Origin of the sequence: Dictyobacter kobayashii (genome assembly GCF_003967555.1) — a bacterium.
GTDB classification, from domain to species: domain Bacteria; phylum Chloroflexota; class Ktedonobacteria; order Ktedonobacterales; family Ktedonobacteraceae; genus Dictyobacter; species Dictyobacter kobayashii.
Genome location: NZ_BIFS01000001.1, coordinates 5,188,443 through 5,214,036 on the forward strand (window position 1 = coordinate 5,188,443; position 25,594 = coordinate 5,214,036).

28 protein-coding genes and 1 pseudogene are annotated in these 25,594 nt (G+C 52.4%); 25 read left to right on the plus strand and 4 right to left on the minus strand.

The window, feature by feature from the left end:
* Nucleotides 1–269: 269 nt before the first annotated feature.
* From EL645_RS22745 to EL645_RS22755, 3 genes are all read left to right on the plus strand, one after another.
* Nucleotides 270–809: a hypothetical protein gene (locus EL645_RS22745; protein WP_126552617.1), complete on the plus strand. Its 540-nt coding sequence runs from the start codon at nt 270–272 to the stop codon at nt 807–809.
* Nucleotides 810–1,038: 229 nt separating this feature from the next.
* Nucleotides 1,039–1,671, plus strand: a complete 633-nt coding sequence (locus EL645_RS22750; RefSeq protein WP_126552618.1) for a hypothetical protein — start codon at nt 1,039–1,041, stop codon at nt 1,669–1,671.
* 37 nt (nt 1,672–1,708) lie between these two features.
* Complete coding sequence (locus EL645_RS22755; RefSeq protein WP_371865752.1) at nt 1,709–2,086, plus strand: GNAT family N-acetyltransferase; 378 nt, start codon at nt 1,709–1,711, stop codon at nt 2,084–2,086.
* A gap of 18 nt (nt 2,087–2,104) precedes the next feature.
* Here EL645_RS22755 and EL645_RS22760 read toward each other — a convergent pair whose 3' ends face one another.
* Entirely contained in the window at nt 2,105–2,566 is a 462-nt protein-coding gene (locus EL645_RS22760; RefSeq protein WP_126552620.1) for a hypothetical protein, read from the minus strand.
* Nucleotides 2,567–2,717: 151 nt separating this feature from the next.
* Between EL645_RS22760 and EL645_RS45660 the strand changes: the two are divergent.
* The 14 genes and pseudogenes from EL645_RS45660 to EL645_RS22820 all read left to right on the plus strand — a co-directional run bounded on the left by EL645_RS45660 (nt 2,718) and on the right by EL645_RS22820 (nt 13,632).
* A pseudogene (locus EL645_RS45660) lies at nt 2,718–3,446 on the plus strand (DUF7873 family protein).
* A gap of 1,152 nt (nt 3,447–4,598) precedes the next feature.
* Nucleotides 4,599–4,835 (plus strand): hypothetical protein, encoded by a 237-nt coding sequence (locus EL645_RS41305; RefSeq protein WP_218031973.1) that lies wholly within the window; start codon nt 4,599–4,601, stop codon nt 4,833–4,835.
* Nucleotides 4,778–5,092 (plus strand): DUF1269 domain-containing protein, encoded by a 315-nt coding sequence (locus EL645_RS41310; RefSeq protein ID WP_218031974.1) that lies wholly within the window; start codon nt 4,778–4,780, stop codon nt 5,090–5,092. The genes EL645_RS41305 and EL645_RS41310 overlap by 58 nt, the downstream gene beginning before the upstream one ends.
* 359 nt (nt 5,093–5,451) lie before the next feature.
* Nucleotides 5,452–5,991 (plus strand): hypothetical protein, encoded by a 540-nt coding sequence (locus EL645_RS22775; protein WP_126552621.1) that lies wholly within the window; start codon nt 5,452–5,454, stop codon nt 5,989–5,991.
* 85 nt (nt 5,992–6,076) lie between these two features.
* On the plus strand, nt 6,077–6,472 hold the full coding sequence (locus tag EL645_RS22780) for a transcriptional regulator (protein WP_218031975.1): 396 nt from the start codon (nt 6,077–6,079) through the stop codon (nt 6,470–6,472).
* Complete coding sequence (locus EL645_RS22785) at nt 6,469–7,371, plus strand: CPBP family intramembrane glutamic endopeptidase (RefSeq protein ID WP_126552622.1); 903 nt, start codon at nt 6,469–6,471, stop codon at nt 7,369–7,371. The genes EL645_RS22780 and EL645_RS22785 overlap by 4 nt, the downstream gene beginning before the upstream one ends.
* A 165-nt stretch (nt 7,372–7,536) precedes the next feature.
* Nucleotides 7,537–7,917, plus strand: a complete 381-nt coding sequence (locus EL645_RS22790; RefSeq protein ID WP_136625269.1) for a hypothetical protein — start codon at nt 7,537–7,539, stop codon at nt 7,915–7,917.
* A gap of 728 nt (nt 7,918–8,645) precedes the next feature.
* Entirely contained in the window at nt 8,646–9,593 is a 948-nt protein-coding gene (locus EL645_RS40280; protein WP_174845312.1) for a transposase, read from the plus strand.
* A complete protein-coding gene (locus tag EL645_RS22800; RefSeq protein ID WP_126552624.1) occupies nt 9,584–9,871 on the plus strand; it encodes a hypothetical protein in 288 nt (95 codons plus the stop codon). Before EL645_RS40280 ends, EL645_RS22800 begins: the two co-directional genes overlap by 10 nt.
* Before the next feature lie 181 nt (nt 9,872–10,052).
* Nucleotides 10,053–10,805, plus strand: a complete 753-nt coding sequence (locus tag EL645_RS22805) for a YybS family protein (protein ID WP_126552625.1) — start codon at nt 10,053–10,055, stop codon at nt 10,803–10,805.
* Nucleotides 10,790–11,416, plus strand: a complete 627-nt coding sequence (locus tag EL645_RS22810; protein WP_218031976.1) for an ATP-binding cassette domain-containing protein — start codon at nt 10,790–10,792, stop codon at nt 11,414–11,416. The genes EL645_RS22805 and EL645_RS22810 overlap by 16 nt, the downstream gene beginning before the upstream one ends.
* Nucleotides 11,383–11,667 carry an energy-coupling factor ABC transporter ATP-binding protein gene (locus EL645_RS41315; RefSeq protein WP_218031977.1) on the plus strand — a complete coding sequence of 95 codons (285 nt, stop codon included), beginning with the start codon at nt 11,383–11,385 and terminating at the stop codon, nt 11,665–11,667. The genes EL645_RS22810 and EL645_RS41315 overlap by 34 nt, the downstream gene beginning before the upstream one ends.
* Nucleotides 11,660–12,568 carry an energy-coupling factor transporter ATPase gene (locus EL645_RS22815; RefSeq protein WP_126552626.1) on the plus strand — a complete coding sequence of 303 codons (909 nt, stop codon included), beginning with the start codon at nt 11,660–11,662 and terminating at the stop codon, nt 12,566–12,568. The genes EL645_RS41315 and EL645_RS22815 overlap by 8 nt, the downstream gene beginning before the upstream one ends.
* A 275-nt stretch (nt 12,569–12,843) precedes the next feature.
* Nucleotides 12,844–13,632, plus strand: a complete 789-nt coding sequence (locus EL645_RS22820; RefSeq protein WP_126552627.1) for a TIGR01458 family HAD-type hydrolase — start codon at nt 12,844–12,846, stop codon at nt 13,630–13,632.
* Nucleotides 13,633–13,660: 28 nt separating this feature from the next.
* Here the strand turns inward: EL645_RS22820 and EL645_RS22825 are convergent, their stop codons facing one another.
* Entirely contained in the window at nt 13,661–14,014 is a 354-nt protein-coding gene (locus EL645_RS22825; RefSeq protein WP_126552628.1) for a hypothetical protein, read from the minus strand.
* Nucleotides 14,015–14,802: 788 nt separating this feature from the next.
* Here EL645_RS22825 and EL645_RS22830 point away from each other — a divergent pair.
* Nucleotides 14,803–15,834: an energy-coupling factor transporter transmembrane component T family protein gene (locus EL645_RS22830; protein ID WP_126552629.1), complete on the plus strand. Its 1,032-nt coding sequence runs from the start codon at nt 14,803–14,805 to the stop codon at nt 15,832–15,834.
* A 19-nt stretch (nt 15,835–15,853) separates the two neighbouring features.
* Here EL645_RS22830 and EL645_RS22835 read toward each other — a convergent pair whose 3' ends face one another.
* Complete coding sequence (locus tag EL645_RS22835) at nt 15,854–16,789, minus strand: LysR family transcriptional regulator (protein WP_126552630.1); 936 nt, start codon at nt 16,787–16,789, stop codon at nt 15,854–15,856.
* Between the two features lie 102 nt (nt 16,790–16,891).
* Between EL645_RS22835 and EL645_RS22840 the strand changes: the two genes are divergently transcribed.
* Complete coding sequence (locus tag EL645_RS22840; RefSeq protein WP_126552631.1) at nt 16,892–17,236, plus strand: antibiotic biosynthesis monooxygenase family protein; 345 nt, start codon at nt 16,892–16,894, stop codon at nt 17,234–17,236.
* 77 nt (nt 17,237–17,313) lie between these two features.
* Here EL645_RS22840 and EL645_RS45665 read toward each other — a convergent pair whose 3' ends face one another.
* Nucleotides 17,314–18,003, minus strand: a complete 690-nt coding sequence (locus EL645_RS45665) for a CPBP family intramembrane glutamic endopeptidase (RefSeq protein ID WP_126552632.1) — start codon at nt 18,001–18,003, stop codon at nt 17,314–17,316.
* 892 nt (nt 18,004–18,895) lie between these two features.
* Between EL645_RS45665 and EL645_RS22850 the strand changes: the two genes are divergently transcribed.
* The 6 genes from EL645_RS22850 to EL645_RS45670 all read left to right on the plus strand — a co-directional run bounded on the left by EL645_RS22850 (nt 18,896) and on the right by EL645_RS45670 (nt 25,586).
* Entirely contained in the window at nt 18,896–20,224 is a 1,329-nt protein-coding gene (locus tag EL645_RS22850; protein WP_126552633.1) for a sialidase family protein, read from the plus strand.
* 270 nt (nt 20,225–20,494) lie between these two features.
* The gene (locus tag EL645_RS40350; protein ID WP_126552634.1) at nt 20,495–22,807 is read left to right on the plus strand and encodes a glycosyltransferase family 39 protein; all 2,313 of its coding nucleotides are present in this window, start codon (nt 20,495–20,497) and stop codon (nt 22,805–22,807) included.
* Between the two features lie 556 nt (nt 22,808–23,363).
* Nucleotides 23,364–23,909: a GNAT family N-acetyltransferase gene (locus EL645_RS22860; RefSeq protein WP_126552635.1), complete on the plus strand. Its 546-nt coding sequence runs from the start codon at nt 23,364–23,366 to the stop codon at nt 23,907–23,909.
* Between the two features lie 192 nt (nt 23,910–24,101).
* Nucleotides 24,102–24,581: a DUF6444 domain-containing protein gene (locus EL645_RS42940; protein WP_246035444.1), complete on the plus strand. Its 480-nt coding sequence runs from the start codon at nt 24,102–24,104 to the stop codon at nt 24,579–24,581.
* On the plus strand, nt 24,542–25,339 hold the full coding sequence (locus EL645_RS42945) for an IS66 family transposase (RefSeq protein ID WP_371865693.1): 798 nt from the start codon (nt 24,542–24,544) through the stop codon (nt 25,337–25,339). Before EL645_RS42940 ends, EL645_RS42945 begins: the two co-directional genes overlap by 40 nt.
* Complete coding sequence (locus EL645_RS45670) at nt 25,236–25,586, plus strand: IS66 family transposase (protein ID WP_371865694.1); 351 nt, start codon at nt 25,236–25,238, stop codon at nt 25,584–25,586. The genes EL645_RS42945 and EL645_RS45670 overlap by 104 nt, the downstream gene beginning before the upstream one ends.
* Nucleotides 25,587–25,594 lie beyond the last annotated feature (8 nt).

Sequence of the window (25,594 nt, forward strand, 5' to 3'; positions counted from 1 at the left end):
CGCTTAAATGTCATAGAATTGTCGCATAAATGTCTCATTTATTTTGTAAATAGAAAGATACTTGTATTCAATATGGATAATCAAAATGTATCATCGTATGACTTTCGGGTACTATGGTTTTCAGTTTATCAACAATTGTATCTATACCTGGATTGAGAGGCGTCCATGATAAAGAGAAGTGGCGGTAAAATCCAATATTTTTCATTTAGGAACAAGGCTCGCAATCGAACGTAACAAGAAGTATGTACAGGAATGGATACATTGACGCTATGATGGACAATAATGTTGAGCATGTTGAGCCGCCTCCTGCTCAGCATGAGCTACCACAAAGACGAGGCTGGATACGTCGCCGCAGGCCGGTTTTCGGTTTGCTGGCAATGCTGGCGGTACTGGGTGTGGGCCTATTTGCAACTTATTCTTATATTAGCGCTCGCCATTCCGAGATAGATTACAGTGATATCAATACGTCCTGTACCTCCCTCTCAAAAGTGGTGACGCATATACATCTACATATTTCTATATATGTGGATGATCATCCAGTAGTGATCCCTAAAAATACGGGTATTGCTACGAAGCAGGGACATACATGTTATTACTGGCTTCACACTCATGATACCAGTGGTGTCTTACACGTTGAGTCTCCTACCAGTCATACTTTTCAATTAGGGGATTTTTTGCGTATCTGGCAGCAACGTTTTCATAGTCATGGCTATCCAGATCAACTGGGTTACCTGGCTGGCAGATCTATGTGGATGGACAGCGTGCCTCTGACGATTTTTATCATCTCCCATTACGCCGCCATATGTTGATTACGCTTGCCTATCATAGCCCCCAGGCCCGGCCCGACACTATTTATAACTGGGGAGTAATCTTTAGCAGTCCTTCACATCTTAGTTTACAGGCGGTTTAACACATTATTTTGACTACACATATTTTATATTGTGCTGTTTCACACAGCATGCAAAATATGTATAATATGAATATAAAAATATAGAATACATTTGTGAAGAAGATATTTTTGCGCGGGAGAAATATGTTATGACTGTCCAGCATATAATGGTTGTACCTGTGAAGGATGAGCATATCCCTGAGATTGTGGAGCTTGTGCGGGCGCAAGAGAGTCGCTGGTACAGGCTTGATCCCCGGCTACGCGCTGCGCGCTCAATTGAGCAGGTAGAGGCGATGTTGCAGCGGGATCGCACGCGGGAACTCTCGCCAGTGGTCGCTTTGGATGGGCATGAGCGCGTTTGTGGCTATGTCCGGCCAACGATCTGGCAGTTGCAGCCAGAGGATGGGTTACGGGCTTTTTTTACCGAGCGCAATGGCATGGCGCAAGCTCTGACCTTGCCGGACCCGGCTAACCCTATAGCTGTCAGGGTGGCAACGGCGCTTTTTTCTACTTTAACGCATCTGTGGAGTCAGCACCAGGCCCATGGTGAGATGGTACGCTGGCCGTGCTGCGATCTCTGGCTTGACCAGGTCGTGCATAAGCAGGGCTTTCTGCTCGATAGCGCGTTGGCCTACCAGGTGCATCCACCAACGCTGGAGTCGCGTCCATTTCCCGAGCATGTCGTCATTCGGCCGGCACGTCCGATGATGAAGAGGCTCTGGTGGCATTATTTACTGAGGAATTGCTCTTTCATGAGCCTTATACCCCATTTGTGCGTATGACCTTGACGATTGAGCGCGCGTTCCGGATCGCCTGGAGCTGTTATGGTCGGGCCAGCGTGCTGAAGAGGGCGCGCCAATTGTCGTGGTGATCGAAAGGGATGGCCAGATTGTGGCGATGTCGGAAAATGAGCTGTATATGATTGATGCTGAAGATGAGGATGGGCCTGATTTTATGCTGCCCGGTCGCTATGGGCATATCAATAATATGGGGGTGCGGCAGGATTTACGTGGTCAGGGTTTTGGCCGCTTGCTGGTTCAAGCGACCTTTGATGCCTTCGCACATATGCACCTGGATGGCTATATTTTATGGTTCAATCCTGCCAATCCTCTATCCAGTCCGTTCTGGCCGCGTATGGGTTTTCAGCCGCTCTGGCGCACCTACCAGCGTCACTATCCTGAACGTTCTGAGGGGTGACTCCGATCAACAAGCGCCCTATATTATATTATCCCTATGCACCAGTTGCAATGTGCTGTTATCTCCATCCTGAGCGAGCGTGAGCCTGGCAAAGTCAGCGTGCGAGGTGGGTGTGGTCATATGCTTTATGCTGCCATCAACGTTTTCGCTCGTGCGCAGGAGGTGATGTAGCGCGCAGTTACATGTCGGGTCCTGTGGGGTGGGACATGTCTCCAGTAGCTGGCGGATGGTCTGCATGTCTGTCAGATCCAATACATACCACCAGTACATGTCCCAGCCATCATCTTCCACGTTACCACTGGGATCGTGCGAGTATTTTTGTAGGATTCCACTACCGCATTGCTGGCAGACTAGTAGTAGAGTGTTGGCATAACTAAAATTATGCTCGAACTCTTGCGGGGCGACTCCCTCTTCTGTCACAAGCATTAAGCGCTCAAGCTCTGCCGCCTGACACACCAGGCATGACGTGATAACTGTCATTTGTTCCCATTTCCTTCCATTTCGCTAGCTAATTGATATCAAGATTAGCACTATTTTTTTGCCTGAATATATATATTGACATGTATATGTATACTAGACAATGAAATATTGCTGAAATTAAAAATACATCATCTCTGTGGAGTTAAATAGTATGAAGTTAAATCAAGTCATTGCCATTGAAAAGGGGACGAAGAGCCGATCATTACAGGATTTGACGGAGGCTCATCATAATTTGCAGCGAACCACCCTGCTGGCTGGAATTTCACGCACCTATCGGCCAAAGGATGAAGAGGGCGAACAGTTTCCTCCCGAATCCACTCGTGTGCAGGTGCGCGCCGAGGAAGTGATCCGCGCCACCGCCGAGACCTTAACGAAATTATTCGATGTTGTTGCCACCAAGGATTGGGCGAACTGCGAGGCTAAAGCCGATATCGTTGTCGATGGCAAAAACACTGCTATCACAGGTACCCGCCACATACCTGCTCTTCCTGGAGAAGCAGCTGGTCGATGTGCATACCTTCATCAAGAAATTGCCCGTTCTGGACTCCTCCGAGCTATGGACCTTTGATCCTCGGCTGACTGCTGGGCTACTGAACCCATGCAAACCATTAAAACAAAGAAGATCCCTCGCAACCACGTCAAAGCCGAGGCCACCGAGAAGCACCCGGCCCAGGTCGAAGTCTATTATGAAGATGTCGTAGTTGGCAACTGGCGCACCATCAAATTCTCAGGCGCCTTGCCTGCTCGCCGTGTCAACGAACTGCTCAACCGCGTCGATAAACTGCAAGAGGCCGTCAAATTCGCACGCGAAGAGGCCAACAACCACGACATCACCGAACAAAAAGTAGGCTCAGCCATCCTCAACTACCTCTTCAGCTAACAACCCCAAAATTCAATGGGGCTCGGCCTACGCCCACCACCCAGGCCAGCTCCTCCCCTATCCCCATCCAAGAAGTGGGGATACAAGGAGCGCCCAGCCCCTTGCCTGGGGTGGCCATCCTCCTCGATCCCCGCCCAAGAAGTGGGGATACAAGAGGGGCCAGCCCCTTGCCTGGTAGTTTTCCCCCCTCGACCCCCGGCCAAGAAGTGGGGATACAAGGAGCGCCCAGCCCCTTGTCTGGGGTAGCTTTCTCCCTTGATCCTCGCCCAAGAAGTGGGGATACAAGAGGCGCCCAGCCCCTTGTCTGGGGTAGCTTTCCCCCTCGATCTCCGCCCAAGAAGTGGGGATACAAGAGGGGCCAGCCCCTTGCCTGGTAGTTTTCCCCCCTCGACCCCCGGCCGAGAAGTGGGGATGCAAGGGGCGACCAGCCCCTTGACTGGGGTCTGGGGCTGTGCCCCCAGCTCCTCCTCCCTCCCCCCGCCTGCCGCCGCAGGCGGCAAATAGCACATCTTCGGATGCCCTATTGCTTTTTAGCCGGAAATGCTGTAGAATCCCATCTTGGAGTACAAACTTAAACTAAACTTCAATTGTAACGGGGAAAACGTAAAGGGCAGGTTCAAATCCTGCACCCGCCATTCGCGGCGGGTAGCCCAGCTGGTAGAGGCAACGTTGGAACCACCCAGAATGAGATTATTACTCCAATCTCAACATTCGCTGTCGAACGCCAAATCGATCACGAACGATATAAACGTCGAGGCGCTAGTGCAATTCTAGCCCGGCCCGCCCATCTCTCATGGACCGGTAGTTTACTAAGTAGAACACGGCGTTCTTCAAACTAAAGCGTTCGTTTAAACGTGTTGGTGTGTGCAAATGGACGGCACATAGGGGCCCGGAACAGGCTACGTTCCGGGCCCTGCTTTTTCTTCCCACCCCGCCTGTCGTGAAGCGGCGCGCTCCCCCAATCCCCCTATTGACTTACTTCTCAAGTAGCACGATCCCCTCTCATTTTGAGAGCGTATTAAGCTGTAACAAAGAGCTAATTCGAGACGTTGAAGCAATGTGCATCGTTATTCTGTGATGTTTTTTGTTCCCTCGCCCCTTTACGTTACCGGTTTAGTCGGGGTTAGAGACAAGTAGTAAGGAGTTTTCTCAATGAGTCATCTGTTCGTACTTGAGTTTAACGACGAAACCAGTGCCCAAAAAGTAGTAGAGACCTTGAAGCGGTTGCAGCAACAGCAGCTTATCAAATTGGATGATGCCGCCATATACACAAAAGAGCCAATGGCAAGCCCAGAATCAGACAACTCCATAACCTGGTTGGAGCAGGAGCCATGGGTGGTGCTTTTTGGGGCCTCCTGGTCGGCCTCTTGTTTTTATCCCCCCTGCTAGGTGCTGCCATTGGCGCGGGCGCAGGCGCCATGGCCGGAAAATTCACCGATATCGGCATTGATGATAAATTTATTAAAGAGATCGGTGATACCGTTCAACCTGGTCAAAGCGCCCTGTTTCTGATGACCAGCAACGAAGTCGCGGATAAAGTTCTGCCCGAACTGAAAAACTTCCAATTTAAGGTTCTGCGCACCTCACTTTCTAACGAGAATGAACAGAAATTGCGTGACATGGTCTCCACCCCAACAAACCCCTAAGAACCGTGCGTGCTGGCCGATCCAGCATGATAATCTATTGCAGATTCGTTCCAGTATCCCAACTTAACAAGGCTTATAGAAGCACCTGGAGCGGATCTGCTCGTCTATATTGTATGCCAGACCAGAATGAGACCTGTACATGTGGAGCTTGTCCCTCCTTTTCCCCTCCCCGTTCTGAAATGCAACCAGAATAACCATCCTGATAGATTCAAGCTCCGCGCTCGCTTTATTCTCCTCCACTCAAAAATGCAGTTTTTCCTTGACAATACTCACATGATCGGATACCATATAAACAGGTTTATATCATAAACCTGTTTATATGGTTAGAGCAATCTGTGTATTGACCTGAGGAGGTCATTATGAATGATACACCTCTGCGCAGCATTGAAGAGGTGCAGAAACTTACCCAGGAGTATGCAAGCTATTCGCAGAGCAAGAATGGATTGGGAAATGTACTTGGTGGGGTCGCTGGCCTGGCCATTGTGTTTGCCAACGGGGTGATTGGCCCTGGCCTGTTGACCGCTATCCTCACCATCGGATTCACTATCTGCTGGCTGGTTGGCAAGGAGGTCATTCGCAGAAAGGTCTATCGCTCATTTGGTGAGGCACGGGAGCTCTGGTCGCCGGCGGCACGTCGCTGGCATCGCTGGGCGATTTCCTTCCTGATACTGGTCGTTATCGTTGTCTGGATCATTTTTATTGCGTTCGGTGGTCTTGCGAAACCACAGGGATGGTTGTACCTGCTTTTTGTTGCATCCATGCCGTGGATCGCTTGGCGCTACCTGCGCACCACCAGCGAATTTGTCGTGGGCGTCTTTTTTCTCTGTGCCTGTGCTGTAACCAGTATGGGGGCGCATACGGGCTCATCGGCTGGTGGTGGGTCGGCCTGTTCGCGTTGATTATGTTATATATGGGCATTATCGAGCATCGCAGATTTGGCAAATTAGCAACTCAGTTGCGGGTGTACCAGATGGTGGATGAAGCATGACCGCAAGGGATGATTCCGAAGCTGTTGTGCCCCTATTGATGGCAACAATGAATGGTGATCTACAGCGGGTGTTTGAACTTGATCGCATCATTCATGAGCCTGCGCGGCTGGTTATTCTGGCTGCGCTGAGCAAGGCAGAGGAGGTTGATTTCAAGTTCCTGGAGATGGTGACTGGTCTGACAAAAGGGAACTTGAGTCGCCAGGCCTCTAACCTCGAAGAGGCGGGCTACATCGAGATTCGCAAGTACTACAAAAACAAGATACCGGCAACTGGTTATCGCATCACGGTCGCAGGCAAAAAGGCATTTGCCCTGTACTGGGAGCGTATGGCGGCTTTGCAGCAGAGCTTCCAGCGTGAAGATAGTAATAGCGAAAAGGGAGGACAAAAATGAGCACGCATATCGCAACGCCACAGAGACGTTCCTTTTCATTGGGTCTGTACCTGCTAATTGTATTCGGGCTTTCATGGCCGTTTCAGATCGCGAGTGCTGTGTGGGGCGGCACAGACTTGCTGCGGGTCTATGTGCTGAATTGCGCGGCTATGATTATGGTTACTGTTGGCACATTTATTGCTGGGCGCTATGTCTTTCGCGATGGTTTTGCCAATGCTGGCTGGCGCTGGGGCAAAGCTCGCTATTACCTGGCGGTGATCTGCCTGGCGCTGTTCTTGTGGGTGGTTCCAACCCTTATCGATCTGGCCTTGAAGACGCTGAAACTACCTGCCCAACTCACTTCGATACAGATCATCTGGGTGCCTGTGCTGCTCTTCGGCACGCTGCTGCCTGGCTTTGGCGAGGAGTTTGGCTGGCGTGGTTACATGCTTCCGCGCCTGGCTCAACGTATGAGTGTGCGCAGAGCTGCCCTCTTACATGCTGCCATCTGGTGGTCCTGGCATCTGCCCATCCTGATTGGCGGAGCGGTCGCGAGCGGCATCGCTAGCGCGAAGCTAACGGCTCAGCCGGTTGGTTTGACCGTTGCCATTGTGGTTGCGGCTACCGTCATCTTGAGTGCTATCCCAACGATCCTGCACGGCGTCGTTTTTGCCTACATCTGGACCCGTTACCATAGCCTGGCTGTTTCCAGCGTTTATCATGCCGCTTATGATGGTATGCGCGATTCACTCACACTCACTATCGGGCTTGGCTTCATAACCAGCTTGTGGGCCACCCTGGTGCTGATCATTCTAGGTATTGTTCTCTTATGGAAAGCGGACTGGAGCAACCTCAAAACTGTTGCCATCCCTTCTGAGAATCCTGTCCCCGCTACAGCCGCGTACAGCCAGAGCGTATAGTGTCCTCTTACCTGGCCTTTTGCTACCTTGTCTTAAGTGCCTGCCCAATTTTATGCTGCCTGTCATGAATTATATATTCGCTTCCTGCAACTTCCGTTTTTGGTTTGCGTAAAGGTATTGTAGAGGTGTGGGGAGTAGAACGGGTTGTTTTGAAGGAGGTTGCAGGTGCTTTTGATGATTCCATGTACTGAACGCTTTGTACATGCTCTGGATGGCTTCAATCATACTGAACGTTCCACCGTTGTCAGGAAGATTCGCCTTTTTGTGGCCAATCCTACCAGTAAGTCCCTCAAAGTACATCGCTACATGGCACTGGAAAATATGTGGGAATTTTATGTTGATCGGCGCATGCGTGTGTTGTTTGAACGCCTGGAAGGCCAGTTGCATTTAAGTGATGTCGGCTTCCATGCGATTTTGCAGAAGGCCTGTCGCTATCGCAATACCTCTTACACTCATGTGTTGCATGTGGGGGAAGGTGTTTATCACTATGTTCCTAAGCAGCAGACCTTTAGCGACTCTCGCTTGCCTGCGATTGTGTTTCATTGATCCATATCTGACTGGCTGCAAGCGCAGTCCCGTGCCATTGGTACCATGCCTGGTGTCGATAGCAGCGGTTATGATAACATCGTTGATTGCACTTGAGTGCGTGTCTGAACGGATGTCATATATTACAATAGAGCGATGGATGCTGGCTGGTAGGGATTGCTCAATCTAACGGCAGGGCTTTTACTGTTTGCCCAGAGAGCGTAGGGAGATCACGAGCAAGCGAGACGCTGGACCATCTTTCCTGTAAGGAGTGTGTGGGGAGGCGGCCGCAGCCGCCCGCATACCTGCAAAAAAAGGAGATCACGAGCAAGCGAGACGCTAGACTATCTTTCCTGTGAGGCGCGTGTGGCGAGGCGGCCGCACCCACCCACCTGCAAAAAAAGGAGATCACGAGCAAGCGAGACGCTGGACCATTTTTCCTGTGAGGCGCGTGTGGCGAGGCGGCCGCACCCACCCACCTGCAAAAAAAGGAGATCACGAGCAAGCGAGACGCTAGACTATCTTTCCTGTGAGGCGCGTGTGGCGAGGCGGCCGCACCCACCCACCTGCAAAAAAAGGAGATCACGAGCAAGCGAGACGCTGGACCATCTTTCCTGTGAGGAGTGTGTGGGAGGCGGCCGCAGCCCTCTTAGGTGTAGGTTTTTTGAAAGGGAACAAGAAAAAGGACACGGTTTTCTGTTACGATAAGACCACCGTCAAAAACAAAGGCGATCGAAAGGGAGAAAACCATGTCGTATCCAGAAACAGTATGGCATTGGATCAAAGAAGTAGCAAGACGCTTTCCTCATCTGAGTTGGCCCCAAGCCAAGGTGCTGGCCTGCTACAGCCTGGGGATTGTCATAGCAGGAACCTGCGGCTTGACCCAGGTGTCCGACAGCCTGGCAGAAGTGTTGGGGCAAACGCAACCAACCGTCTTTCAACGCCTGCGGGAATGGCGCAATGAAGCGGGTGCCAAACGGGGTTCTCATCGGCAGCAGGTGGACGTTTCGGCCTGCTTCGCGCCCCTCTTGACCTGGATCCTATCCTGCTGGGATCCCAGCAGCCACCGTCTGGTGCTCGTTGTCGACGCTACCAACGTGAGTGACCGTTTCGTGATCCTTTCCATCTCCGTGGTGCTGCGTAGTTGTGCCATCCCGGTCGCCTGGCACATCGTGCCAGCTGGAGTGAAAGGAGAACACAAATCGCACTGGCTGCACCTACTGGAGAGCTTGCGCGGGTCCGTTCCTGCGCAATGGGAAGTCCTGGTGATGGCAGATCGAGGGCTCTACGCTCGCTGGCTGTATCAAAAAATCGTGGCGTGTGGGTGGCATCCCTTTTTGCGTATTCGCAGCGGCAGCAAGGCCCGTCCAGCCAGCAGTCATCGGGTGGGGGACTTCCGAGAGATCAAAACGCTCGTTCCCAGCGCGGGAACCCAATGGAGTGGGGACGTGATGTGCTTTTCGGATCGGCATGCTCGGCTGCGCTGTCGCTTGCTGGCGCGCTGGGATGAAGGCTATGAGGAGCCCTGGTTCGTGGTGACGGATCTGCCCGTCGAAGAGGCCCAAGCTTGCTGGTACGGGCTGCGCCCTTGGATCGAATGTGGGTTCAAAGATGGGAAACGAGGGGGTGGAACTGGCAACGCTGTCGGTGTGAGATCCCTTCACGGGTGGAACGGCTCTGGTTGGCCATGGCGGTAGCGACTCTGCTCACCGTAGGGATGGGAGCCCAGCGTGAGGTGCAGGAGCAGGCGCCTTGCCTGGAACGCCTGCCTCCCACGCATATTGCTCGGCGCACGGCCAAGCCCGACCGAAAGCAGCATCAAAGGCGCAAGTTGAGTTGCTTCAATCGGGGGTGTCGCTTGGCAGCGCGTATCATTTGGCGCTTACAGGAACCGTTACGCTTCTTCTTGCCCGCTGAGCCCTGGCCTCAGGGGCCTGACTTGCCGCTCGCAGAGGGCTTTTTCAACTCCTGTTGAAAAACCTACACCTAAGAGGGCCGCAGCCGCCTCCCACACACTCCTCACTCCCAACCCGGCGCCGCAGGCGCCAAAGAGGAATATGAAAAAGCCCTGATTCAACTGGTTGTTTCTTTTTATAATTAGACGATAAAATAAAGTCATACTAATTTTGAGAATGTTGGCGCGAGCAAGGTGTGGAATGTTTAGAAATTTACGTGCGATCGAGATTGCAGAAGGTGCGCTACTGGCTGATATTGCTGTAGCTTTTCAATTTTTAGTGATCATCTTACCGGTTGGTGGTGGTTTCTTTACAATGCTGAATATAATCGTTTTTACAGTTTTAGTATTGCGGCAAGGTCTTTACGTAGGTGCGTTGAGTATTGCTACCGCCATCTTTTTGCTCTGTATCCTCGTTGGCCCGCACGGCGCTGCCTCGTTGTTCACTGATGGATTGGCCGGTGGTTTTCTGGGTTTGGCCATGAAGTATCGGTTGCCACATCTCCTGATTGTGTTATTGGGCGCGCTGGCTGCTTCCATCTACCTGTTTGGGCTGACTATTGGTGTTGCCTGGTTGACTGGTGTGCCATTTGCGACGTATATTCGCGGTATTCACCGTGCCTATAATCTCGTTTTGCCGATTGTGGCACTGGTTGCTCAACGGCTAGGACTGGGCGCGTTCTGGCAGCACAACCTCTATCCTCTGGTGACGTCGCTCTCGCAATGGATCTTTACCTACTGGCTGGTGACCTTCTATGTCCTGTTGTTGCTCGTCTGTATCCCGGCAATTCTGGTTCTTTATGCTGCGGACAATTCGTTTGTCCGCATGCTTGGCTATAATGTGCGTCCCTTACTGGAAGGCAAAGTTGGTCATTGGGTTCACCGTGCACGCCACCGTGTAGTGACGCTTATCTTGAAAAGAAAGGCACGGGTACGACGATGGAACAAGGCATAGGGACCATTCCTTTGATCGATGTCCAGCAGGTGACGTATACCTATCCCGGACAGCAGCAAAAGGGGCCAGAAGGCCAGGCGATACAGGCAGTTCCAGCGTTGCAGCAGATCAGTTTGCAGGTTCATGCGGGTGAGTATGTGGCCGTGCTAGGACATAATGGCAGCGGCAAGTCGACATTGGCGCGCCATTGCAATGCGTTGCTGTTGCCAGATCAGGGACGTGTGCTGGTGGCCGGCATGGATACGCGCGAAGCTGCCAAGCAGCGTACCATTCGTGAGCGGGTGGGGATGATCTTTCAGAATCCTGACAATCAATTGATCGCGACAGTGGTAGAGGATGATGTGGCCTGGGGTCTGACCGTTCGAGGTTGTGCGGCTGCCGAGATTCGTGAGCGGGTCTCTGCTGCCCTGGAAGCGGTTGGGATCGCTCATTTGCGCCAGCTACCTCCCCATAAATTGTCCGGGGGCAGCGCCAACGTGTGGCCATTGCTGGCATTCTGGCCCTCCAACCACACTGCATTATTGCTGATGAAGCTACCTCGATGCTGGACCCTTTTTCGCGCCAGGAACTGGCTAAATTGTTTGCCCGGCTACATCAAGAGCTGGGCCTGACCATTATCCAGGTCACCCATCTATTGGAAGAGGCGATCTATGCCCAGCGTATCGTTGTGATGGAACAGGGTCGTGTGATTGAGGAGGGTACGCCGGCGCAGATCTTTTCAGACCTGGAACGTTTGCGTGTCTTGAAGTTGATTATTCCCGATCCGCTTTCTCTGGTCTCTCGTTTGCGTCAGGCCGGTTTTCCTATTGCGGCTCAGGCGGTAACAAATGAAGAGATTGCCAGGGAGATTGCCAATGCATGATGCTATTATTCAAGTTGAACATCTTACCCATGTCTATGAAGCCGCCCCGGTGCGGAAAAAGGCGCTGGATGATGTGAGTCTGCAGGTTGCGCGTGGGGATTGCGTGGCCTTGATTGGCTTTAATGGCTCGGGGAAAACGACGCTGGTGCAGCACTTTAATGGCCTGTTGCGTCCTACCTCGGGCTCGGTGGTGGTGGATGGTATTGATGTCGGGGATCACAAACTGGACCTGCGGGCATTGCGGCAACGGGTGGGCATGCTCTTCCAGTTCCCTGAGTCCCAGCTTTTTGCCCCCACAGTCTATGCGGATGTGAGTTTTGGTCCCCAGCGTATGAAATTGGGGCGGCACGAGGTGCGTGCCCGTGTGAAGGGGGCATTAGACAGTGTGGGCTTGCCGCATGAGAAATATGGTCACCGTTCTCCATTTGACCTGAGCGGCGGCCAGCGGCGTCGTGTCGCCCTGGCTGGCGTCCTGGCGATGTCGCCACACATCTTAATTCTGGATGAGCCAACCGTGGGTCTGGATGGTGAGGGGCGCCAGGAGTTCTATACCTATTTACAGAAAGTGCGCTTAGAACAAGGCGTGACAATTGTCCTGGTTTCACACGATATGTCAGAGGTGGCGAGCATGGCCAATTGGCTCTATGTCCTGCACCAGGGCCATCTGGTGATGCAGGGGACACCGCGCCAGGTCTTTGCCCAGAGCGAGCAGCTCCAAAACTGGGATCTGGCTGTACCTCCCTTGCATGCGCTGCTGGCCGATTTACGCCGTCAGGGGATCGCGCTCCCCACAGACATTTTAACCGTCGATGAGGCCTTTGCTTTTTTGCAGGCGCACAGACAGAAAAGCAGCTTCCGAGTACGCAACTCGGAAGCTGAGGCAGAGCAACCTCGTCGCTAGAGTCGGTTGACCTGAATATGATTGCTGCTCGTTCTCTGCTTTTCCCTGCGCTGGCAAGCCGCATGACAGTGCGAACGAACTGGAACGCACCAGTCATACTAGCAAACGATCGCAGGCCGCATTCGTTGAGCAGACAATTGCATCGTTCGAATATTCGAACATTTGTATTATACAACATCACAACAGGTGTATGCTTTCAGGACGTACTCAGTACAGATTATCACTGCTGCTGTTTTTTATTTTTTTGCGTTAACATGATGAAAGAGGAGATACGCATGCGGCCGATACGCGGTGTTTTGTTAGATATCGATGGTGTGTTGCATGTAAGTATGCAGCCGCTGCCAGGCGCTGTTGAGGCGCTATCCTGGCTTGAGCGACAGGGTTATGCTACCTATTTTGTAAGCAATACCACGACGATGGCGCGCGCTACCCTGGCCAGGCGTTTGCAACAGATCGGCCTCCCGGTTGCTGAGCAGCGCATCATCACGGCTCCGGTGGCGGCTGCCCAGTATATTCGCCAGCATTTCTCTGGTAAGCGTTGCTGGCTATTAACCAAAGGCGACACTGCCATGGATTTCACGGGCATCAATCTGGTGAAGCAGGATCAGCAGGCTGATGTGGTAGTGATCGGTGGGGCGGAAGAGCTTTTGACCTACCAGGCGATGAATCAGGCCTTTCGAAGTTTGATGGCGGGCGCGACCCTGCTGGCCCTGCATAAGAATCTCTACTGGAAAACCCAGGATGGACTGCAATTGGATAGTGGCCCCTTTGTGCGGGCACTGGAGATTGCCAGTGGCAAGGAGGCAATTGTGCTTGGGAAGCCGACGGCGGCCTTTTTTGAGCAGGCGTTGCGTGCCATCGGTTGTGAGGCCAGCGCGACCATCATGGTTGGTGATGATATTGAAAATGACGTTGGAGGAGCTCAGAAGGCGGGCCTGCGCGGCATTCTTGTTTGTACTGGAAAACACAAAGCCGACTCTCTATTGCTTGCGCACGTTCAACCAGAGGCGATCTTGCCAGCGTTGGCAGATCTTCCACAGTGGCTCCAGCATCAAGGGTCGTAGTGCCTATCTGTCGCACACACTACTCGACTCAGATGATGGGGATGCCGGACGTATTTCCTCGGTTTGGTGATCCATGCAGAAAAAACGCGAAACGATGAAAGAGGCGCTCACCCAATGGTTTACGGGGAGTCGTCCCTGCCACCGGTGGCATATCCATATTCCAGACCTGCTCGTGCAGGGTGATAAGCTCTTTCACCTGTTTCTGTATCTGCTCTGGCAATAACTCTGAAACCAGCGTCAGCGTGACTACGGTTGCCGCATCAAGTTCAATCCGTTTCAATGTAATATCCGTGGCCGCTGCCAGGTCCTGTTCCAGGTATGCCTTAGTTTCATCCAACTGCTGGCTAATGCGCCCTACCTGTTGTGATTGTGTCTCTACCATAACAAAAGCTCCTCCTCTATCTCAATATATCTAGCGCACCCATATACAGTATACGTTTTAACGGCTCAAATCGATAGTGGCAGGCATAAAAAGTAGTGAGTTCGCACACAAACTCCACTATCTACAAACCCGGGTGCTCGCCTGCAATGATATACTGACTTATACCGACGATGAATTAGACACGTGAGCTTGCCCTTGGCGGGAATGGTGGGCTGTGGCTCAAACGTTTTCTGATATCTCGCCCATAAAGCGGGGATACAAGGGGCGGTGAGCCCCTTGGCGGGAATGGTGGGCTGTGGCTCAAACGTTTTCTGATATCTCGCCCATAAAGCGGGGATACAAGGGGCGGTGAGCCCCTTGGCGGGGATGGTGGGCTGTGGCTCAAACATTTTCTGACCACTTGCCCATAAAGCGGGGATACAAGGGGCGGTGAGCCCTTGGCGGGGATGGTGGGCTGTGGCTCAAACGTTTTCCGATATCTTGCCCATAAAGCGGGGATACAAGGGGAGGTGAGCCCTTGGCGGGAATGGTGGGCTGTGGCTCAAACGTTTTCCGATATCTCGCCCATAAAGCGGGGATGCAAGGGGCGGTGAGCCCCTTGGCGGGGATGGTGGGCTGTGGCTCAAACGTTTTCCGATATCTCGCCCATAAAGCGGGGATGCAAGGGGCGCCGAGCCCTTGACTGGGGGTTTGGGGCTGTGCCCCAACCTCTTCCTTCCCCCCGTCGTGGCGCCGCTTGCGGCGGCCCCACAGAACACACATAATGTGCTATAGATCAGGTTGTTCTTATGCTAAAAAATATTTCTCTCGGGATCTTTTATCCTGGTAACAGCGTGCTACATCGCATGCAGGCACGCACCAAACTACTCATCATCGTCTGGTTGGTGGGTACTTTATTGATCGCCAACCACCGACAATGGCATTTTGCTTCCTATATCGTAACTATGCTGCTAGTGCTTGGTGGGATGGCCTTGTCGGGCCTATCGCTACGAGACTTTGGGCGGCGCCTCTGGTTTCTGGCGCTAGTCGTTTTTTTTAGCCTCTTCCTGTCGGTCTTTGGCAGTGTTGGTGATAGCCCTGTGATCTGGCAGCTAGGGCCATGGCTGCCCACTTATGCTGCGTTGAGCCGTGACCTGTTATGGCTGGGAGGTATTTCCCTGCTTGCATTTATATTGAGCTGGCTACCACCGCTGCGTAACTGGTGTCAGCGCCATTTCTGGCTGCGCTTTATACGCAACCTGTTGCTGCTAACTCTCCTGGCGATCCCCTTCTTTTTCTGGCTAACCAGTGGTTTTGCAGCCAACCACCTGATGACTATCGGCCCACTTGTTATTACGCAGCAAGGAGTGTGGTTGTCGCTCGTGACCTTTGTTGTCTTCTGTGTCCTCTTTATCTCATCTATGTTGCTCACGATGACCACCCCACCCATTGCACTCATCGAAGGTCTGACCCTGCTACTCTCGCCACTGCGCCGTCTGAAATTGCCCGTTGATGATTTTGCCCTCATGCTCTTGCTGGCCTTGCGTTTTATCCCTACCTTGATTGAAGAAGCTGACCAATTGCTGAAAGCCCAGGCGGCCCGTGGAGCCGATATTGTCCACGGCACCGGCAGAGAACGCTTCCAGAGTCTGGCCATGTTTTTCGTCCCACTGGTACAAGGTACCTTGCGGCGTGCCTCTGAACTTGCCACAGCCCTTGATGCCCGTGGCTACCGAGGTGATGGTCCACGGACCCTGCTGTACGAACAACCTCTCGGCCGTCTCGATTATCTGGCCCTTGGGCTCGTTATCCTCGTTACGACTATTCCTCTATTCCTCTAGTTGCGTGGAAGTTATGTGGTTAGCGGTCCTCTTCGACGATTTGTGCTGTTAACGTCTCTAGCAAGAGGCGAACAGCGCGGCTCAGATAAGCTTGACTGCGGTGGATCACCATCACAGGTACATTGGTTGTCAGGCCTGCCACTGGAAGTACGCGTACTGTCCCGATTCGGAGCTCTTCTTCAACGCTGCTGGCAGGCACGAGCCCGATGCCAAAATCGGCCTCGATCAAGCGTTTTTGGGCGGTCAAACTGTCTATGACGATGCGCTCTGCTGTATCCAGCTCATAGCGCTGCAACTGTTGTTGAAGCAGGCGAGCAAATGGCTCACCAGATGATCCAACATTGAGTGGAAAAGTTACCCATGGGATGCCAAACAGCGCTGCGGGCTCCGTTGGCTCATCCGCGAAAAAGCGCGACTGCATGGCACAGATGACCAGCAGGGGCTCGTTAATGACAGGCAGCGATTGGATATCGGGTCGTGGATCGGCGAAGTACCTCAGGCCTAAATGTGCCTGGCCTTGTTGGACAAGCGTGCTTACTTCGTCACTGCGTGCGGTATGCAGCCTTAGATGAATCTGGGGATACGTTTTGTGGAATGCTTGCAAGTGTGTCGTTAGCCGTGTGCTGGCCAGCGTACCCACCAGCGCCAGCGTAATGTCGCCCTTCTCTTCTTTTTCGAGCGCATGTATAGCGGCTCTTCCATCCTCGATGGCGGCCACTACCTGCTGTGCATGTGGCAGAAATGCACGGCCAGCCTCCGTCAGGCGAATGCCGGATGAGAGGCGCTCAAATAAAAGAACCTCCAACTCGCGTTCTAGCAGCTCAATACGTCGGCTGACAGCTGGCTGTGACAGATGCAATAACTCAGCCGCTCGGGTGAAGCCACCAACCTGATTGATTGTAATGAATGCTTCAATTTCACTCAGTTCCATAGCCATCAGTATAACTGATGACAAGCATAAAAGCTATCTATTAGACATATGAATAGTGCGCCCGTATACTGGCTTTATTGCCCAATAAACATATAAATGGGAACAGATCAGAAAGGACATGTTGTTATGATTGCAGTAATATTTGAAGTGTCGCCGAAGGAAGAGCGCAAGCAAGAATATCTCGACATCGCCGCTCAACTGCGTCCAATGCTCGATGAAATCGACGGCTTCATCTCCATCGAGCGCTTTGAAAGCCTCACCACTCCTGGCAAAATCCTTTCACTCTCATTCTGGAACGATGAGAAAGCCATCGAGACCTGGAGGCAAATCGAGCAGCATCGAGCCGCCCAAACCGCTGGGCGAGATACCATTTTCAACGACTACCGCCTCAGAATTGCCGGCGTCATACGTGACTATGGCATGTTTGATCGTGACCAGGCCCCCCTCGACAGCCAGAACTTTCACCACTAGGCGCTCATAGAGAACAGTTCATGCCTCTGTATAATGCTCTAAATCTGGAGCGCTGGCCTGGGAATGTGAACTGTTCTCTATGAGATGTGAAAAAGGACGGAGGAAAGAAAATCGTTAAGACTATGCGTGATAATACTGCTCCAGAGTGATTTAGAGTAGTAAAAAATGATGGCGAAAATACTTCCAAGCACAAAAATGGAGATCACATTCGACCATGTCAGTGTGTGTAGCAAAATCCAGCCTGGCAAATGGATGCCCAGAAACAACAGAGACGAAAGAAGATTCGAGAGCCAGAAAGGAAACTTCTCCTGGAGCTTCTGTAAAATAAAGCCTCTGAAAGGAATTTCTTCAAAAAATCCGATCAGGATTGAGGTGTTGAGGACACCATTCCATGTGACGTATTGTATACTGGGATGTGGTGGCCCAAAACGTAGCAGCATCCCTAAAAAATTCAGCACAGAAAGCGCAAGGCCTATAAGCATGCCCCTTTTCCAATATTGATTGAGTTTCAAATACGCTATAGGATCGACATGATCAATATAGCGCAAGTAAAGAAACACCGGGATCACCCAGAGCAGCAATCTCGTAACGAGATTGGCGAGCGCATATACCAACGTTGTCGTGCCTAACTCTTGCATATGCGGATAGATCAAATACACCCATCCAATCCAGAAACCATAAAAGAGGATAAGATAGATGATGAAAGGAGAAAAAAGGTACTTTGTCTTCACCTTCTCCTCAGAAAGGGATCTTGCTTTTATATCCATGTGTCTCTGCTCCACAATTCTTGAGCCGCTTGTAAAGTGCTCTATCCTCTTCTTACTCTTTAATCATCGATACTGTCAACAAAATCACGATTGATGAGAACGAAGTCCTAAATTACGCATCCCCGCTCACCGTCATGAGTGGCGCTTGCCTCTCTATGTGGATATGGGCATGCCAGACCTCGCAAAGCCTCTCCCCTCTACTGACGCCGCAGACAGCCAGTAGATAACCCCAAAACACAAAACACATGTCATATTCATGACATGTGTTTTTCTTAACCCTTAAACTTCGATTCAGGTAGATCTCCACAAAATCTTAACGCATTATCAACTACATCTTATTCGTGATCCAGTATGATCATCTATGGGGAAATGTCGTTACCAGGATGAGGCTTGGGGGAGCTAATAATCCGTGTGTAACTTTACGGGCATGGTACCGCGTCTGTTCAGTGGAAACTAACGCCTGTGGACAGATCTGCTTGTTTGGTGCATAGGCACGGATCTGGATGAAACAGGAATGGGGACATCTACAGCATAGTCTGTTGGGCAACCGTCTTGCTGTAAGATCGTTCCACGAACAATTTGTATGCTACCTGAAACATTTCGGGGGGAATGTTTTATTGTGAGCATCCGCGAGTCGCAGAGTCCCTTGGACCTCTTTCGTTCCTTCGTGGGGTCCTTGCTCTCTGGGGAACAATAAAGGAGGAGTCAATATGATTCCTCCTTATTGTTTTTTGTAGGGCCATATTCTCCTTTAAAATAACTACTCCATAGACAATATTAATTATTTCGTGTCTTCAAGACACTTGAAGTGCAACAAACTGGAGGGGCAAAACGTTTCTTAAGGTACAGGCTATAGATAAGGCTCTCCAAATAAAAATAAAGGAACAAGATAATGTTGCACTTCTTACGGATGTTGCGCCGGGATACCCATTACTATCGGCCCGTCTCTTATTGTTTGTTGTCGATTTTCTGTGTGATACTCTTCCTCTTTACAAGTTGTGGTGCGAACGGGGATAAAACGAGCACGGGCCCGCAAGAGAGCGTGCAACCAGCCCCACCCTTGAAAGGTGTGCTTGGTTCCGTGCACATGTTCACGACCACGAGTGGTTGGGCGGTAAGCCAGAGTGTGCCTGGATCGGGTAGTTATAGTATTTTACGTACCAGCGATGGCGGAGCCCACTGGCGGGTAATGTTAAACTGTCTGTCAACTCAGGCGGCGGGCAAAGCTTTTGTGGTCCCTTGTGTTACTGACTTCCATTCAGCGACTGTCGCGACCGTGCTGGCGCCTCTGTATGATCAGAAGACGCGAGTCTCCAGTTCGCGTATTTATCATACCAGCAATGGTGGCTTGATCTGGCAGAGCTCGGTCGTCGATGCGCGTTATCTGGAGACGCCCCCGGTTTTTGTAGATGCAGATCACGGCTGGTTTCTGGCGACCGACCATTTTCCGGGTCTCGATCCTGGTAGCTCTTATATCGGTGGTCGGATCGCGCTCTATCGCACCTCTGATGGTGGTCTGAGCTGGCAGCGTGTTGTCAGTGGTCCGTCAACCTCGCAGTTGCCCACGACCAGCGATGATGCCTACGGGGTGGCGCCGCTGGCCGCCAATGCCCGCTTACAATTTACTTCACCGCAGACAGGCTGGCTGACTGGCACCACCTATCATGGCACGAGCAGTCAGGGCTGGTTGTATACTACCCATGACGCTGGTAATAGCTGGCACCTGTTCACCCTTCCCAATCAAAGTGCCGCAACCTCTCTAAGTCAACCGCTTTTCTTTACCGCTCAGACCGGTCTGCTACTAGCCTCGACCACTGGCCCCGGACCCGCCTTTGCGCCAACCGCTCGGCCTTATATCACCCACGATGGTGGAAAGAGCTGGCAACCGAGCGGTGTGAGCACGAAATTTCAACTCATGACTAATAATTTTGTGGATCTGCAGCATGCCTGGACCCAGGAGGCTAATACCAGCGATCGCTTGTTTTATACGACCGCTGATGGTGGTCGGAACTGGCTTAAGCATGCTTTCCCAAGCCACTTCAATCGCTATAGCTCTCTTGATTTTGTGACGGCTGATGTTGGCTGGGTAATTGCTATGAATATCAATCATCCACCTTTGCCTGAGCCTGGAGGCGGTTTGCGAAAGGGCGATGTCAGCGTGCTTTTACAGACTAAAGATGGTGGTCAGAGCTGGCACGAAGTAGCGCGCATGCAGCTCTAAGCCTGCTGGCGGCCCGCCTCGCGGATATATCACAATTTCCTATATTCGTGGGCGGTCGTCAGAAAATACCTATATTCGTTTTAATTGGAATTCCAATTATTTTAAAGTTTATTTACATTTGCCTGTCCCTTTGTTGAGAATTCTCCTCTATACTTATGTTCATAAAGGAATTCGCACCTGCTTAGATGCATGCTGCATAAAATTTGATAACTCTTTTCCTGAAGAGTATAAAATGCGAAGAGAACTCCCAATTAAGGAGATAGATAGGCCATGGCAGATATCGCTGATGCCTCGACATTATCGCCCATAGATACCACACCTCCGAAAGTGGGTAGGACAGAGATGCCGCGTTTGTGGAACCGTATCGCGCTGGGTGCGGTTTTATTGCTCTCTGTCTTTATGGACTTTTTCCAGCTTGGCCAGAATGGCTACGGCAATGCTTATTATGCCGCTGGTGTGCGCAGTATGGCGGATAGCTGGCATAATTTCTTCTTTGTTTCATTTGATCCGGGTGGCTTTGTGACCATTGATAAACCCCCGCTTGGTTTCTGGTTGCAGACGCTCAGTACAAAGATCTTTGGTTTTACGCCGTTCAGCATTTTCTTGCCACAGGCATTGTGTGGCGTGCTGGCGGTCTGGTTGCTCTATGCATTGGTGAAGCGCCATTTTGGGCCGGTTGCTGGCCTGGTGGCAGGGCTGGCGCTGGCCGTGACGCCGATCAGCGTAGTAACCAACCGCAATAATACGATCGATGGAACGCTGGCCCTGGTCCTGCTGCTCTCGGCCTGGGCTGTTATCCGTGCCGCGGAAAGTGGCAAGCTACGCTGGCTGCTCCTGAGCGCGGTCTTCGTGGGTATTGGTTTCAATGTGAAGATGGCCGAGGCTTACCTGGTCGTGCCTGCGCTGGGACTGACCTACCTGCTGTGCGCGCCACGCACGATCTGGACGCGTATCTGGCACCTGGCTCTGGCCCTGTTGGTGATGCTGTTACTCTCGCTCTCCTGGGCCCTGGCGGTTGATTTAACGCCGGCTGCGCAGCGTCCCTATGTCGGCTCGACACAGGATAATTCGGAGTTGAGCCTGGCCTTTGGTTATAATGGCCTGAACCGCTTGCACATTGGTGGCAATAATGGCTTTGGTGGTGGCCGCAATCGCAATGGTTTCCCCGGTCAGACCACTCCGCGCACTGGCACCAGTCAGAATAGCACCACTTCTCAGCAGACCCCATTTCCCGGTGGTGGTAATAATGGCGGCACCGGCCGGTTTGGCAATGGCGGCACTGGCCGGTTTGGCAATGGCGGTACCGGCCGGTTTGGCAATGGCGGTACTGGTGGTGCTGGCGGCAATGGCAATGGCGCAGCTGGTCAGTTCCAGGGAGGCGCAGGCGGTTTTCAGACCGGTGCTGCGGGTCCTTTCCGCCTCTTTGGGGTGACCCTGGGTGGACAGATTGGTTGGTTGCTGCCTTTTGCGCTGGTGGCGATTATCGCCCTGGCGGTGCAGCGCCGTTTCCGCTTCCAGGTTGATCATCAGCAGTTGGCCTTGATCCTCTGGGGGATCTGGCTGTTGACGATGGCGATCTTCTTCTCGGTTGATGGCTCGTTCCATCAATATTATATGACTGAGCTGTCGCCTGGCCTGAGCGCTATGGTTGGTATTGGCGCGGTGGTAATGTGGCAGGCTTATCGCGGACGTAGCTGGAGCGGCTGGCTCTTGCCGATTGCCCTGGCCTTAACCGCGGTCGCACAATTGTATATGCTGGCCAGCTATCCCTCATGGGCCATCTGGTTAAGCCCCATCATTGGTGTCCTGACCATTCTGGGACTGATTGTCCTGGTCCTGGTACGCCTGTATCCACGCTTGAACCTGGGACTGTCGCTACCACGCCTGGCTGGCAGCGCGGTTGCCGTTGGCCTGCTAGCTTTATTGATCGCGCCAACCATCTGGTCTGGCTATTCGGTATTGCGTAATACCGAGTCGTCGGCTCCGACCGCTGGACCCAATGCCCAGGCTGATCTGGCCTTCCCGGGAGCGGGTGGCGCCGGAACTGGCACAGGTGGTAATAATGCGGCTGCCCGCGATAACCTGGGCAATGCGCAGCGGGGCGGTGGCTTTGGCTTCGGTGAGGGTGGTAACGCTGATCCTGCCCTGATCTCATACCTGGAAGCTCATCAAGGCAGCTCAAAGTTCCTGGTTGCTACCCCGAGCTCCAATACTGCCGATTCAATTATTCTGTCCACCAATAAGCCGGTGATGGCCCTGGGCGGTTTCAGCGGCGGTGATCCCATCCTGACCACCAGCGACCTACAGAATTTAATCCAGAACGGAACGGTCCGTTACTTCTGGATGTCAACTGGAACCGGGCGCGGTGGTGGTCAGTTTAATATTGATCAGGTGCCAGAGCAGTTCCGCCAATTCCTGGAGGATGCTGGCGGGTTTGGTGGATTTGGACGCCAGAATCAAGCCGCCACCTGGGTTACCGGCCACTGTAGCGTCGTACCAGCCAGTTCATGGCAAACAAGCGGCTCTACTAGCAGCCAGCAGGCAGGCAACCAGCTCTATGACTGTGCCTCTCCCCGTTCCTGATTGCTAGCTGTAACCTGACTATACAAGCCGATGGAGCGGCCTATCTCATCGAGATGGGTCGCTCCATTATTTATAGCGGTAACCAACGGAGCGATTGTAATCTTTAGCACTGCATCTATCTGATGGCCACATCAGGGCTTTTTGATGTTCGTCCAGAGATCACGAGCAAGCGAGAAGAAGTCCATTCTTCCAGGTGTGGAGTGCTTGGTGGGCGGCCAGAGATTACTAGCAGGCGATATTCTTTCATGTGTGGAGTGTATGTGATGGGCGGCCAGAGATTACTAGCAGGCGATATTCTTTCATGTGTGGAGTGTATGTGGTGGGCGGCCAGAGATTACTAGCAGGCGATATTCTTTCATGTGTGGAGTGTATGTGGTGGGCGGCCGCAGCCGCCCACCACATACACTCCACACCCCCAACCCGGCGCCGCAGGCGCCAAAGAGGAAAATTAAAAAGGCCACATAGCCTATGTTTATATAGAGTATGCTGCACGTTATAGTATAAGGATAATGATGTTTTTGGAATTAGTTGTTTGCATGGAAAGGATGCCACAGCTATGTTAGATTTTCCTGATGCAACTCAGATTCGTGAGTCTATGGAGACTGCGCGCTTGCTATTGCGTCGCCCCAGGATGGATGAGGCGGCGTACCTGGGAAGATTATGGCTGGATGAGCGAACACAGCGTTATCTGGGCGGCAAGCGTACACCTGAAAGCGCCGCGCAGTGTGGCCTGGATGTGGTGCGTTCCTGGCAGGAACATGGATTGGGGATGTGGGCGGTGTGCGTACGTGGGAATGAGCAGCCGATCGGGATCTGTGGGCCAGGACTATTTGAGGGCGAGCTTGAGCTATCCTATAAGTATTTTCCGTCCTCCTGGGGACACGGCTTCGCGACCGAGGCCGCGCGGGCGATGGTGGATCATCTTTTTGAGCTCTTTACGGTGGATCACTTGCTTGGGGTGACGCAAGAGGCCAATCAAGCCTCACGGCATGTGCTGGAAAAATTAGGGATGCGCTATACACGTTCCGTCGTCAAATGGGATGCCCCCCAATGCGTCTATGAATTGACCCGCATCGCCTGGTCCAGGCAAGCAGCTAGCTAAAACCGCTTCTTGTATGCATGTGCTCTCTTCGCGGGTATGCATGTGCACTCTTCATATACGCTTTTTCTCGCCGAAATTTCGGTTATAATGTTAAAAATTAATATTATAATATTTAAAAAGCAAGAAAAGATTGAAACAATGTAACTACTCAGTACCTTGAGAAAAGCTGGACAAAGCTGATAAACTAAGAGCATGACAGAAGAAGAAGTGAGAAATCTTCAGAAAGCCTACCGAGAGCTCAAAGAGCAAGCAGAGGCATTCAAAGAGCAAGCAGAGCAGAAAGATCGCAGGATCGAAGAGCTCGAAGGATTGCTCATAGGTGCCTTGTTGCGCATTGAAGAGCTTGAACGGCGATTGGGAAAAGATAGTCATAATAGTAGTAAACCTCCTTCCAGTGATGGATTGGGTCGCAAACCTGGCAAACAGCGGCGCAAAAGCGGCAAGACTTCCGGTGGACAAGCCGGTCACCACGGTCATACCCTGATGCAAGCATTGACTCCTGATAGCGTCGTGCTTCATCGTCCAACGCACTGTGAAGCATGTCAGTACCCTCTTGAGCAGGAGGCAGCTATCACCAACGAACGCCGTCAAGTCCACGATCTGCCCACGTGGCGTTTGCTGGTCGAGGAGCATTGCCGACAAGCAATCTGCTGCCCTATTGCCAGCATGTGACGCAGGCGTCTTTTCCGGCAGGCGTCGATGCTGCTGTCCAGTATGGCCCGCAGGTCCAAGCCTTGGCGGTCTATCTTTCCCACTTTCAACTGGTGCCACTGCAACGCACCTGTGAAGCTCTTGCTGATCTGTGCGGGTGTCAGTTGTCCGAAGGCACGCTGGTCCGTTGGATTGCTCAGGCAGCCAAGACCCTTGAGTCGAGCATCGAGCGGATCAAAACCTTACTGCTGGCCAGCCCCTTGCAACATGCTGACGAAACGGGGATGCGTGTCAAAGGCATCTTGCATTGGATGCATCTCAATGCGACTCCCTGGCTCACCCTGTACTCCTGGCATCGCAAACGAGGGCATCAGGCTCTGGAGCAGATTGGGATCTGGCCACACTATCAGGGCCGCTCCATGCATGATCGCTGGTCCAGCTATGATCGCTACCTCTGTACCCATAGCCTCTGCGGAGCCCACCTGCTACGCGACTGCCTGTATGTCGCCGAACAGGAGAAGCAGCCTTGGGGACAAGCCATGTTCGATCTGTTGCTGGCGATGAAGCAAGCCGCTGATCGCTGGCGCCTCCAAGGAGCGAGCGCCGTCCCCACCCCCGAACGGGAGCAGTGGCTTGCCCAGTATTTTGCCATTCTGGCCGCTGGCTTTGCCACGCATGCCGCTCAAGCCCTCCCCAGGAAGTCTGCAGCCCAAACGACAAGGACGCAAAAAACAGGAAGCCTCCAAGAATCTGCTCGATGCGCTCTTAAAGCGAGCTGATCAAGTGTTGGGTTTTCTGGAGGACCTGTCTGTGCCTTTTACCAACAATCTCGCCGAACGAGATTTACGCATGGTGAAAGTGCAGCAAAAGATTTCCGGAACCTTCCGCAGTGACGATGGAGCTACGGCTTTTTGCATCATTCGCAGCTATCTTTCAACCATGCGCAAGCAGGGGCGCTCAATGCTTGCTGCCATTGCTGCGGTTTTTGCTGGTTCTCCTTTCCCCATTGCATGGGCTACTGAGTAGTTACGAAA